The organism is Paraburkholderia sp. UCT2, assembly GCF_014397665.1.
Lineage (GTDB): Bacteria > Pseudomonadota > Gammaproteobacteria > Burkholderiales > Burkholderiaceae > Paraburkholderia > Paraburkholderia tuberum.
This window is the reverse complement of record NZ_VZQO01000057.1, coordinates 12,553-24,699: the sequence shown is the minus strand read 5'-3', so window position 1 is coordinate 24,699 and position 12,147 is coordinate 12,553. Positions and strand designations below refer to the sequence as shown.

9 protein-coding genes are annotated in these 12,147 nt (G+C 63.7%); 8 read left to right on the top strand and 1 reads right to left on the bottom strand.

All coding sequences use genetic code 11. From position 1 onward, the window contains the following. Positions 1-40 precede the first annotated feature (40 nt). The 3 genes from F6X39_RS31760 to F6X39_RS31750 all read left to right on the top strand — a co-directional run bounded on the left by F6X39_RS31760 (position 41) and on the right by F6X39_RS31750 (position 4,417). Positions 41-1,279 carry an acetamidase/formamidase family protein gene (locus F6X39_RS31760; protein WP_187619522.1) on the top strand — a complete coding sequence of 413 codons (1,239 nt, stop codon included), beginning with the start codon at positions 41-43 and terminating at the stop codon, positions 1,277-1,279. A gap of 273 nt (positions 1,280-1,552) precedes the next feature. Further along, on the top strand, positions 1,553-3,934 hold the full coding sequence (locus tag F6X39_RS31755; protein WP_187619521.1) for an acetamidase/formamidase family protein: 2,382 nt from the start codon (positions 1,553-1,555) through the stop codon (positions 3,932-3,934). 81 nt (positions 3,935-4,015) lie between these two features. Then, the gene (locus tag F6X39_RS31750) at positions 4,016-4,417 is read left to right on the top strand and encodes a RidA family protein (protein ID WP_187619520.1); all 402 of its coding nucleotides are present in this window, start codon (positions 4,016-4,018) and stop codon (positions 4,415-4,417) included. A 47-nt stretch (positions 4,418-4,464) separates the two neighbouring features. Here F6X39_RS31750 and F6X39_RS31745 read toward each other — a convergent pair whose 3' ends face one another. Next, positions 4,465-5,229, bottom strand: coding sequence for a DeoR/GlpR family DNA-binding transcription regulator (locus tag F6X39_RS31745; protein ID WP_187619519.1), 765 nt, complete (start codon positions 5,227-5,229; stop codon positions 4,465-4,467). Positions 5,230-5,561: 332 nt separating this feature from the next. Between F6X39_RS31745 and F6X39_RS31740 the strand changes: the two genes are divergently transcribed. From F6X39_RS31740 to F6X39_RS31720, 5 genes are all read left to right on the top strand, one after another. Next, positions 5,562-6,554, top strand: a complete 993-nt coding sequence (locus tag F6X39_RS31740; RefSeq protein WP_187619537.1) for a 2-keto-3-deoxygluconate permease — start codon at positions 5,562-5,564, stop codon at positions 6,552-6,554. Then, positions 6,551-8,890 carry a 4-hydroxythreonine-4-phosphate dehydrogenase PdxA gene (gene pdxA, locus F6X39_RS31735; protein ID WP_187619518.1) on the top strand — a complete coding sequence of 780 codons (2,340 nt, stop codon included), beginning with the start codon at positions 6,551-6,553 and terminating at the stop codon, positions 8,888-8,890. Before F6X39_RS31740 ends, pdxA begins: the two co-directional genes overlap by 4 nt. A 9-nt stretch (positions 8,891-8,899) precedes the next feature. Continuing rightward, a complete protein-coding gene (locus F6X39_RS31730; protein ID WP_222945377.1) occupies positions 8,900-9,508 on the top strand; it encodes a TetR/AcrR family transcriptional regulator in 609 nt (202 codons plus the stop codon). 106 nt (positions 9,509-9,614) lie between these two features. After that, positions 9,615-10,769, top strand: a complete 1,155-nt coding sequence (yqhD, locus tag F6X39_RS31725) for an alcohol dehydrogenase (protein WP_184022592.1) — start codon at positions 9,615-9,617, stop codon at positions 10,767-10,769. Between the two features lie 41 nt (positions 10,770-10,810). Then, positions 10,811-11,716, top strand: a complete 906-nt coding sequence (locus F6X39_RS31720) for an NAD(P)-dependent oxidoreductase (RefSeq protein ID WP_187619517.1) — start codon at positions 10,811-10,813, stop codon at positions 11,714-11,716. The last annotated feature ends 431 nt before the right edge of the window (positions 11,717-12,147 follow it).

The following is a 12,147-nucleotide window of genomic DNA, read 5'->3' as shown; positions in this document are numbered from 1 at the left end:
CGGCCGTTCGTGCCGGGCGTCTTACGAGGTTCGAACAGACATGAAGCACCATACACTCCCGGTTTCGCCTGAAACGGTTCACTGGGGTTACTTCAGCAAACAGGTCGCGCCCGCGTTGACGCTGCGTTCCGGCGACCGGGTCACCATCGAGACGCTGACCCACCATGCGAACGACGACCACGAACGGATGGTCGCGGGCGACCCCGGCGCCGAAAGCATCTTTCAGTGGACCCGCGAGCACAAGGCCATGCCGCGCCGGGGCGCGGGGCCAGCCGATGGACCGTTTACGCTCGGCTCGGGCGAAGGTGTCGGCGTGCATCTGCTGACCGGGCCGGTCGCGATCGAAGGGGCCGAGGCGGGCGACGTGCTCGAAGTGCGAATCCTCGACGTGCGCCCGCGGCCGAGCTGCAATGCGTGCTATCGCGGCCGTTGTTTCGGTTCGAATGTCGCCGCATCGTGGGGCTTTCATTACCACGATCTCATCGAGGAGCCGAAGCCCCGTGAAGTCGTGACGATCTTCGAGCTCGATACCTCGGGCGAGCCATTCGCGCGTGCGGTCTACAACTATGTGTGGACGCCGCAAACCGACCCGGACGGCGTGGTCCACGCGACGATCGATTACCCGGGCGTCAAGGTCGACCCTACGCTGGTGAAGAAACGCGAGAACATCCTGCCGAACGTGAAGGTGCCGGCCAGGCTGCATTTCGGCACGATGGGGCTCGCGCCGGCGGAGCTCGACTATGTCAGCTCGATTCCGCCCAGCTACACCGGTGGCAATATCGACGATTGGCGCGTCGGAAAAGGTGCGCGGATGTATTACCCGGTCGCGGTCGAAGGCGCATTCTTTTCTGTCGGCGATCCTCATGCGGCGCAGGGTGACAGTGAACTTGGCGGTACGGCGATCGAAACCTCGCTCACCGGCGACTTCGAGTTCGTGCTGCACAAGAAGAATGACCTCGGCGGCACGATTCTCGAAGGCCTCACGCACCCGATGCTGGAAACCGACGACCAATGGTCCGTGTACGGATTCACTTTCGCCAACTACCTGGCGGAACTCGGCCCGGCAGGACAGACCGAGGTGGCAGAGCACGCGAGCCTCGACAAGGCAATGCGCGACGCGTTCCGCAAGCTGCGCCGTTTCCTGATGACCGTGCACAGGCTAAGCGAGGATGAGGCCATAGCGCTGATGTCGGTCGCCGCGGATTTCGGCGTCACACAGGTGGTCGACGGCAATTGGGGTGTGCATGGATCAATTCGCAAGAACGTCTTTGGCCGCTGAGAGGTCCCGCTCGGGCCGCAGGCGATTCGCCGCGCGTGTGCGCGGGCGCGTCCCGTATGCGTCAGATCAGTGCGCAGGGGCGTTGCTGGTGCCTGCGCGCACAATCATCGCGGTCGAGCGTGCACCGGCGCTCGGGCCGCCGCGCCCTTGCGATGCACCCGACCCGAGTTGGTGCGGTTATTGCTTTTTTGGGCGACCCGTACCGCTCGTCGAATCTGTCCTCGGGTAGCGGGCGATGCGCTCGTGCGACGGGCGTCTGTTCTGGAGTCAACGTTGGATTTGCTGCGCTTTACTACCGAGTCCTATTCGGAAGCCGAACGGCTTCGCGCCTGGGTTAAAGCGCTTGACACGATGGGGTGGCGTAGCGGTGCGATTGCTTCTGTGCGGGCGTTGCGTGGCACGATCTTCGCGCAGCGGTCGCCCGGCGGTTTCGATCTGGGCCTGCTGGCGTCGGTCGCGCAAACGCTCGAACCGAATGGCGCCGGTGGTGACGGCGTGCTGATTGTGCTGCACCTTGACGGTGTGGCGACGCTGCAGGCCAACAGCGGACGTCAGCCTCTGGCAGTGAACGACCTGGTCTTTCTGCCGTCGGGCGAAGGCGCCTCGCTGCTCTTCGCGACCGATTTCCGCGCTTTTGTCGCGCGTGTACCGCGCTCGGCGATCAGGGGGCGGCTGTTTGCATCGTCGATGAACGCCGGCCGGATCGCCGGAGATGTCGGTGTCGGGCATGTGTTTTCCGGTTTTCTTGCGTCGCTTGCGGAAGGCGTGGAGACGTTGTCCGCCAACGACCTGCGTCCGCTTGAGCTCGCACTGGTCGAGTTTCTGGTGGCGATTCTGTCCGTGCAACAGCGCGAAACGCCGATTAGCGGACTGACATCGTCACAGGCGGCCATCTTCTCGCGCGTGTGCCGCAGTATCGATGCGCAACTGGGCGACCCCAACATCAGTCTCACGCGTCTCGCCGCAGAGGAGCGCGTCTCGCAGCGCTACCTGCAAAAGCTGTTCGAAACTGCCGGCCAGAGCTTCTCCACGTATTTGCGGCTCAGCCGCCTTGAACGCTGTAGGGCCGAACTCGTCGATCCGCTCCACGAAAAGACGTCGATTTCGGATATCTGTTTTCGTTGGGGCTTCAACGATCCGGCGCATTTCAGCCGTGCGTTTCGCGAGCAGTACAAGACGTCGCCGCGCGCCTTCCGTCATGAAGCGAGCCTCGATTTGGCCCGGCATGTGGTGCAGCGCATTTCGCGCGGATTGCCGCTCAACACGGATGCGCTGCTGGTTCCCGCGCAAGCCGCGGCGCGGGAAGCAACGCTCGACGCTGACGGTGCGATCGTAGCCAGTCGCCCTGTCGACACGCGAACCGGCTCGAGGCAGGCAATCAGCAGCCGGTCTGGCAAGCCGCGCCACCATCTGTTGCGTGCAACGGCCAACACGGTGCATTGGGGCTATTTCTCACACGACCTGAAGCCGGTGCTCGAAGTCGACAGCGGCGATAGCGTGACGATCGAGACACTGACACAGCATGCGTCGGACGACTGGGCGCGCATGGTGGCCGGCGATCCGGGCGCTGAAAGCGTGTTCCACTGGACCGCCGAGCGCAAGAACGTGAACCGGCGCGGCGCCGGACCGATCGACGCATCGATCTACGGACGAGGTGCGGGCGAAGGGTTTGGGGTGCATATCTGCACCGGCCCGATTGCGGTACGTGGCGCCGAGCCAGGTGACATACTGGAAGTCAGAATCCTCGAGGTGCATCCGCGGCGCTGCGCGAATCCGCAATTCAGCGGGCGGGCGTTCGGCAGCAATGCGGCCGCGTGGTGGGGTTTCCATTACCGCGAATTGTTGACCGAGCCTAAACCGCGCGAAGTCGTCACGATTTACGAACTCGACGCAGAGCCCCGGCCGGACCAGGGTACGCCCTTTGCGCGCGCGGTCTACAACTACCGCTGGACGCCGCAACGCGATCCGTTCGGTGTCGTGCATCCGACCATCGACTATCCGGGCGTTCCCGTCGATCATTCCACCGTCGAGGAGAACTATGGAATTCTCAAGGGTGTCAAGATTCCGGTGCGCCCGCATTTCGGTCTGATCGCGGTCGCGCCGCAACAGGACGGTCTCATCGACTCGATTCCGCCGTCCGCGTTCGGCGGCAACCTGGACAACTGGCGTGTCGCGCAGGGTGCGAGCGTCTATCTGCCGGTGGGTGTTCCCGGCGCATTGCTGTCGGTCGGGGATCCGCACGCATCGCAGGGCGATTCCGAGCTATGTGGGACGGCGATCGAATGCTCGCTGACGGGCGAGTTCCAACTGGTGTTGCACAAGAGAGCAACTCTGGCCGGCCAACCGTATGCGGATCTCACGTATCCGCTCGTCGAAACCCCCGACGAGTGGGTGCTGCATGGATTCAGTCATGCCAACTATCTGGCTGAATTCGGCACGCACGCGCAGAGCAAGGTCTACGAGAAGTCGACGCTGGATCTCGCGATGCGTGACGCGTTCATCAAGACACGCCGCTTTCTGATGACGACCAAGGGTCTTACCGAAGACGAAGCAATCTCGTTGATATCGGTTGCGGTCGACTTTGGTGTGACACAGGTCGTCGACGGCAACTGGGGTGTGCACGCGATCATCCGCAAGGCCTTGTTCGCGGAATGATGATCTTGTCGTGCGTGCGCGATCGGTCTGCCGAAGCGGTGCGCGCACGATGCTTTCCTTGTTTTGACGGAGTTGTCGCAGATGGATGTATCTACAAAATTCTGGATGGTCGAGGGCGGCCCGACACCGGTAGGCCCGTTCTCCCATGCAACCGAGCACGACGGCTGGGTGTTTCTCACAGGCCAGATGCCGACGTCGCCGGAGGACGACACCGCACCCCTTCCCGAAGGCGTGGGCGCCCAGACGACACGAGTAATGGACAATCTGATACTGGTGTTGAAGGGGATGGCTCTGGGCCTCGAACATGTCCTTTCGGCGCGGATTTTCCTGACCGAATTCAAACGGGATTACGCGACGATGAACGCGGTCTATGCAGCTTATTTTCCGACCGGGAGATTGCCGGCGCGGACCTGTATTGGTGTAACCGGATTGGCGCGTGACGCGCTCGTCGAAATTGACTTCATTGCTCGCAGGCCGAGTTGAACAGCGACTCGATGCAGCCGTTATACCAGGAAGTCAACGGGCCCATGCTACCGCGCCGTCTCGACAGTCACCTCGCCGTGCAACAGGAATGACGCCATCTCAGGTGCGTCGCGACGGGCATCGGTCACGAGCGTCCACTCGCGTTCGAGCGGTGTCCAGTGTTGCTGGCTTGCGCGGTCGAGCTTGTGCGAGGTGACCAGTATGAAGAGTTGAGCGGCCTGCCTGATGATGCATTCCTTCAGGTAGGCCTGCTCCGCTGACGCCTCGCAGAGGCCACGGTCAGCCACCACACCGTCCGCGCCGAGAAATGCCTTATCGACGGACAGGCGGCTCAAGGCAAGCTGCGCAAGCGGGCCGAGCGTGCTCATGCTGGTGGGACGCAGATCGCCGCCGATCAGCGTGACGGGCACTTCGCTCGCAGCGAGCGTGTTGACGGCCAACAGATTGTTGGTCACAACGCGAACCTCGCGGCGGCCGGCGAGCAAACGTGCCATTGCCGCGGTGGTGGTGCCGCCGTCGAGGAAGATTGTGTCGCCATCCTGCACGTGGCTCACGGCCACGCGCGCGATGGCCTCCTTTTGCTCGCGAAAACTCTCGCGGCGGCTATCGAGCGATTCCTCGGGTTCGTGAATCCCGAGCGAAGCGGCCGCGCCTCCGTAGGTGCGCACGATGCGCCGTTCGTCGGCGAGCGCGCGCAGGTCGCGGCGGACCGTCGCCTCGGACATGCCGAAGTGCTCGCACAACGCGCTGACATCGGTCATGCCGGAGAGGACGGCCTGCAGCATTGCCTCGCGGCGGTTCGTAACTTTCATGGTGATGGTTTGCCTGGATGGTGCGCCGTGTAAAGGCGTCGAGTCGCGTAAGTGTAATCAAACCGGCTGGCGGGGCAATGGGGCGGGGCAGGCAGGTGCGCGCCGCGTGAATGTGCCCGCCCGCGCCGGCACGCCTGCTGCCGTCGAAATGACTTAATTGATTGAATCGATCAATTCAGGCGAAAAGCCTCACCCCCGTCATTTTCAAAATACCGTGTGGAAAAGGGTTCTTCCAGAAGATTTGCGCAAAGCGGAGGGCGGGCGTACACTCCGGAATGATTGATTCGATCATAAATGTGATCACATCAATCACAATCAACCGAGAGACAACTATGGCCCAACTACCCATCAAGCGCGCAATCGAACGCGTACCCGGCGGGATGATGATCGTCCCGCTCCTGCTCGGCGCAGTCATCGCCACCTTTCTACCGGGCATGCCGAAATTCTTCGGCTCCTTCACGAATGCGCTGTTTACGGGTGCGTTGCCTATCCTTGCTGTGTTCTACGTGTGCATGGGCTCGTCCATCGATATCAAGGCGACGCCCTATCTGCTGAAGAAGGGCGGCGCGCTGTTTGCCGCGAAGGTGGGGTCAGCAATTGTCGTCGGCTTCGTGCTGGGCCATTTTCTTGGCGAGATGCCCGTTTCCTCCGGTCTGTTCGCCGGCATGTCGACGCTCGCGGTGGTCGCCGCGATGAACGACACCAATGGCGGCCTCTACATGGCGTTGATGGGGCAATATGGTAAATCTGAAGACGTCGGCGCGTACACGATCATGTCGCTCGAATCCGGCCCGTTCCTCACCATGGTCACGCTCGGCGTGGCCGGGCTTTCGGCGTTTCCCTGGCAGACGCTGGTCGGCAGCGTCCTGCCGTTGGCGGCCGGCATGCTGCTTGGCAATCTCGACCGGGAAATGCGCGCCTTTCTTGGCCGCGCCGTGCCGGTCATGATTCCGTTCTTCGCGTTGGCGCTCGGTGCGAGCCTCGACCTGCACAAGGTGTGGCAAGCGGGCCTGCTGGGCATCGGCCTCGGCATTGCCGTGGTGATCGTCACGGGCATTCCCCTTTACCTGACCGATCGGCTGACGGGCGGCACGGGTGTCGCTGGGGTGGCCGCCGCCAACACGGCGGGCAACGGCGCGGCGGTGCCGGCGCTGATCGCCGCGGCCAATCCGGTCTACGCTGAAGCCGCCAAAAGCGCGACGCTGCTGGTTGCCGCGTGTGTGGTCGTGACGGCCATCCTTTCGCCCATACTTACCGCGGCTGTCGCAAAGCGCGCCGCCGCGCGTACGGAAGCGAGCGACTCGACCGTCGGAGCGACACGTTGAGCAAGACTAAACTTCTGATCGTCGCCGACGACCTGTCCGGCGCCGCCGATTGCGCGATTGCCTTCGCCGCTGCCGGTCTGCGCACGGCGGTGAGCCTCACGGCGGCGCAGGCGATGCCGCACGCCGAAGTGATCGCGGTGGATACCGACACGCGCCGTATGTCACCCGCTGACGCGGCACGTTGCACGGGCGCGGCGTGGCAGATGTACGGCGCGCCGGCCTGCCGGTTGTACAAAAAAATCGATTCCACCTTGCGCGGCAACTGGGCCACCGAAGTCGCCGGCTTGCAGCCGCTCGCGGGGCTTGCCATTGTCGCGCCGGCTTACCCGGCAACCGGGCGTACCGTGTGTGACGGCCGGGTCTTCGTGCGCGGCGTTCCGCTCGAAGAGACCGAAACCTGGCAGCTCGAACACGCTGAAGGTTTTGCCGATCTTGCGACGATGCTGGAGTCCGCGGGCCTCACCACGGCGCGGCTGACGGTCGCGGCGCTGCGCGGCGATCGGCAGGCATTGCGCGAGACCATCGGCGCAATGATGCGCGGCGGCATGCAGGCGCTGGTCGTCGATGCGCAAACCGGTGCGGACCTCAGGGCGCTCGCCGAGGCCACGGCGTCGCTGGACGGCCCGTTCTTCTGGGTCGGCTCCGGCGGACTGGCTCGCGAGCTGGCTTTGGTGAGCGGGCAGTCCGCGCCCGCGCCGGACCAAAACGCGGCGCCGTCGCAGATGCACCGGCAGGACGGCGCGGTGCTGATTCTGGTCGGTAGCCTCTCGGCGGTCTCGGAGCAGCAATGTGCAATGCTGCGCGAGCGTGCGGGCATCGCCGAGTTCGTGGTGCCGCCCGCGTTGCTGCGAGACGCCGAGCGGCATTCGCAATGGCCGGCCTGGCAGGCCCGCGTGGCCGCGCACCTTGGCGAACGCACCGATCTGCTGCTGCGAATCGGGCGCGACGAAGCGTTCAATCCGGCCGAAGGTGCGCATCTGTCGAAGGCGCTGGCGGCACTCGTTGCGCCATCGTTTGCGCATCTCAGCGGACTGATCGCCACCGGCGGCGAAACTGCGCGCGCGATGCTGAGCGCCGTCGGCATCGCCAGTTTGCAATTGCTGTCAGAGATCGAGCCGGGCGTGGCGGTAGCGCGTCCGCATGGCCGCGAGCACCTCAGGATTGTCACCAAGGCCGGCGCATTCGGCAGCGCGCATGCGCTGTACGGCGCTTACCTTCATCTGAGGAGCTCGACCGACTCCGCGCGCGGCGGGCCGAAACTCAGCAGCCCGGCCGGCCCCCCCCACACTCTCAACGGCTTGCAACACGAGCCCACGGAATTCAGCCAAAACACTATGAGCAACTACCTTCCAGTCATCGGCATCACGATGGGCGACGCAGCCGGCGTGGGTCCCGAGATCGTGGTCAAGAGCCTGACGCACGAGTCGGTCTATCAGCAGTGCCGCCCGCTTGTCATCGGCGATGCGGCACGCCTCGAACGCGCGAATGAGATTCTCGGCGGCAGCGCCACGGTGCGTCGTATCGAGAACGCGTCGGAGGCCCGCTATGAGCCGGGGACCATCGAGTGTATCGACCTCGCGCTGATTCCCGTTGATCTGCCATTTGGCAAGCTGTCGGCACTCGCGGGCGACGCCGCCTACCGCTACATTGCGCGCGCGGTCGAGCTGGCAAAAGCCGGCGAGATCGACGCGATCTGCACGGCGCCCTTGAACAAGGAGGCGCTTCACGCTGGCGGTCACAAGTATCCTGGCCACACCGAGATGCTCGCATATCTCACCGGCATCGACGAAGTCTCGATGATGCTCGTCGCGCCTAAATTGCGCGTGATTCACGTGACCACGCACATTGGCATCATCGATGCGATCCGCAAGATCGAGCCGGGCCTCGTGCAGCGCACGATCGAACGCGGTCATGCGACGCTCGTGAAGGCCGGCATCGCCAATCCGCGCATCGCCGTGTGCGGCATCAATCCGCATGCGGGCGAGAACGGCCTGTTCGGTTACGGCGAGGAAGAAGAAAAGATCGTTCCCGCGGTGCAGCGTCTTCGCGAGCGAGGCTGGGACATTGAAGGTCCGTTGCCTGCCGACACGCTTTTCTTCCGCGCCGGACGCGGCGATTTCGACCTGGTGGTCGCGATGTATCACGATCAGGGTCACGGTCCGGTCAAAGTTCTTGGGCTGGAGGCAGGCGTCAATGTGACGGTCGGTCTGGACGTGATCCGCACCTCGGTCGATCACGGCACGGCGTTCGACATCGCCGGCAAGGGCATTGCCGATGAGCGCAGTCTCCTCGAAGCCTTGCGTCAGGGCGCCGAGCTTGCCACGCGGCGAGCCTGAGGCGCGACGATGCGAGCACCTGTGCGCAGAACCGCGGACTTTCACCAGAAGCTGCTGGAGGCCGGCGTCGCGCTGTTTGCCGAAACCGGTTATCACGGCACCGGCGTGAAGGACATCGTTGCGCGCGCGGGCGTGCCGAAGGGTTCGTTCTACAACTACTTCGACAGCAAGGAAGCGTTTGGCGCGGCGATCCTGCGTCACTACGCGGACGAGCAGGCGGCAGAGTGGCAGCAGTATTCGATCGAAGCGGATGGCCCTGATCCGCTGCTCGCGCTACGCGGCATCTACGAGCGCATGGTGGCCGACTACGAGGCTTGCGACGATCGTTGCGGATGCCTGTTAGGCAATTTTGCCGGCGAGATCGCGCAGTCGAGCGATCTGTGCCGTCGTGCGGCTCGCCAGACGGTCGACGAATGGCGCATGCGTTGTGCGGAGTACCTGCGCCGAGGACAGGAGTTCGGTTCGGTGCGCCGCGATCTTCCGGCTGAAGCAATGGCAGACCTTTTCTGGAACATGTGGGAAGGCAGCCTGTTGCGGATGAAGCTGGAGGACTCGGTCGAACCTTTGAAGGCCTGTGTGCATTCGATGTTCGATCTGTTTTTCAAGTCCCGGCAATAACAGTAAGCGAGGTCGGCGCGCCGGGCGGCGCGCAGTCGCTCTGCGGTGTGCGGTTTGTCCGCAGTTGAGACGACCGGTCATATCAATGTAGGAAAGCAAGGTCCCCATGCAAAACTTCATCTTCCACAATCCAACTCGCATTCTGTTCGGCGAAGGCCAGATCGCCGCACTCGACACCGAGGTCCCGCCCAACGCGCGCGTGATGATCACGTGCGGCGGCGGCAGCATCAAGAGCAATGGCGTGCTCGCGCAAGTACAGGCAGCGCTCGGTGAGCGCCCCTATTTCGTGTTCAGCGGCATCGAGCCCAATCCCACCTACGAAACCTTGATGCAGGCGGTCGAGTTGGCACGTGAGCGCGACCTCGACTTTCTGCTCGCAGTCGGCGGCGGCTCGGTGATCGACGGCACGAAGTTCATCGCGGCCGCACTGAAGTTCGACGGCGAGCCGTGGGACATCCTCGCGAAACAGGTTGAAGTGCGCGACGCGATGCCGTTCGGCAGTGTGTTGACGTTGCCGGCCACGGGTTCCGAAATGAACAACGGCGGCGTGATCAGCCATCGCGCGAAAGGCGACAAGCTGCCGTTTCGCAGCGATGCAACCTATCCGCGATTTTCCGTGCTCGATCCGGTCACGACCTACTCGCTGCCGCCGCGGCAGATCGCCAACGGCGTCGTCGACGCATTCGTTCATGTCGTCGAGCAGTACCTGACCTATCCGGTCGATGCGAAAGTGCAGGACCGTTTTGCTGAAGGGCTGTTGATCACGTTGACCGAAGTGGGCCCGCAGGCGCTTGCCGAGCCGCACAACTATGCCGTGCGCGCCAACCTCATGTGGACCGCGACGCTCGCGCTCAACGGCCTGATCGGCGCAGGCGTGCCGCAGGACTGGGCGACTCACATGCTCGGCCACGAAATCACCGCGCTGCACGGGCTCGACCATGCGCAGACGCTCGCGATCGTGCTGCCGGCCATGCTGAGCGTGCGACGGCAACAGAAGCACGCCAAGCTGCTGCAATACGCGGAGCGCGTCTGGAACATTACCGAGGGTAGCGAGGACGAGCGCATCAGCGCGGCGATCACGGCAACCCGCGTGTTCTTCGAGCGCATGTCGCTCGGGACCCGGTTGCGCGACTATCAGATTGGCGGCAGCTCCATCGGCACGCTTATCAACAAACTTGAAGAGCACGGGATGACGGCGTTGGGCGAGCATGGCAACGTGACGCTCGAAGTCAGCCGCCAGGTCTATCAACTTGCAGTCTGAGCGATCCCTTGTCCGCTTGACTGTTCTCCTGGATTATCACCATGAAGATTGGATTCGTAGGTCTTGGCTCGATGGGCGCCGCAATTGCGATGAACCTGATCGAGTCGGGGCATGAGGTGCATGTTTTCAACCGCACGGCCGCGAGGGCGGAGCCTTTGCGCGCCGCTGGCGCACGGGTCGCCGCAAGCCCGGCGCACGCCGCGGAGTCGGCTGACGTCGTGTTCACGATGGTCGCCGACGATGCCGCGCATGCCGCCGTCACGTTCGGCGAGGCCGGTATTGCTAACGCGCTGCGACCGGGCGCGCTGCATATCTCGATGAGCACGATTAGCGTGGCGGCCGCGCAGGATCACGCGGCGCGCTACCGCGAAGCGGATCTTCCTTTCGTGTCCGCGCCGGTATTCGGCCGGCCCGACGCCGCGGCGGCGCGCAAGCTCTTCATCATGGCCGCGGGCGAGGACGCGCATCTCACCGTCGCGGTCCCGCTTCTCGAGCAACTCGGACAGTCGGTCGGCATCGTCGGCACGGATCCTTCGCAGGCGAACCTTGTGAAGCTGATCGGCAATTTCATGCTGTCCGCGATCATCGAGACTTTGGGCGAGGCCTGTGCGGTGGCCGGCAAGGCGGGCATCGACCCGTTGCGCCTCGTCGAATTGCTGACGAGCGCGAACTTCAACGCGCCGCCGTACAAGATCTACGGCCCGTTGATCGCGTCCCAGCAGTTCCAGCCGCCGGGTTTTTCGTTGCCGCTCGGCCAGAAGGACAACCGTCTGATGCTGGCGGCCGCCGAGGCGCTGGGTGTGCCGTTGCCGCTGGCGAGCCTCGTGCGTGACCGCTTCCTGACCTTGCGTTCGCAAGGGATGGGCGCCGCGCACGACTGGTCGGCGGTAGCGTTGTGTGCGTTGTCCGATGCGGGCATGAGCAAGCCGGTCCACTTCCCGACCTAGCCGCCTCGCGGCTGATTCGGCGGTCTTCACGCTGAGCCACGATGACGAGCGCTGCCGCGGCCAGCCGCGGCCGCAGTAAGCCGTCCAGGGGCTACCATCCGAATCTTTGCCGGAGACTTCGCCTCAGAGACAGCAGCTCGGCCAAAGCTGTCATCCGCGTTTAACCGATTGCGCCCGCCGCGAGCGTCCGCTTCCGCGTTTCGTGAACGAGCTCTCTCGACCATGTCAGTCACCAGATTTTCGTACAAGGACATTCGATTTATCCTCTCGGCCATCAGAAACTTGCGAGCCACGTTGAACCGACGCGGACCGATTCGCGTAACCCCGCGATGACATCGGAATCGGTTGGCGTCCCGTCCTCGGGCACACCATGCTTGTGCCCACATACTGTTGTGCGCTCCGTACGAAAGCCAAGCAGTTACGCGAGATCG

Coding starts and splice junctions, on each gene's coding strand:
- F6X39_RS31760 (WP_187619522.1), top strand. CDS start 41: ATGAAGCACCATACACTCCCGGTTTCGCCTGAAACGGTTCACTGGGGT.
- F6X39_RS31750 (WP_187619520.1), top strand. CDS start 4,016: ATGGATGTATCTACAAAATTCTGGATGGTCGAGGGCGGCCCGACACCG.
- F6X39_RS31745 (WP_187619519.1), bottom strand. CDS start 5,229: ATGAAAGTTACGAACCGCCGCGAGGCAATGCTGCAGGCCGTCCTCTCC.
- F6X39_RS31740 (WP_187619537.1), top strand. CDS start 5,562: ATGGCCCAACTACCCATCAAGCGCGCAATCGAACGCGTACCCGGCGGG.
- F6X39_RS31730 (WP_222945377.1), top strand. CDS start 8,900: ATGCGAGCACCTGTGCGCAGAACCGCGGACTTTCACCAGAAGCTGCTG.
- yqhD (WP_184022592.1), top strand. CDS start 9,615: ATGCAAAACTTCATCTTCCACAATCCAACTCGCATTCTGTTCGGCGAA.
- F6X39_RS31720 (WP_187619517.1), top strand. CDS start 10,811: ATGAAGATTGGATTCGTAGGTCTTGGCTCGATGGGCGCCGCAATTGCG.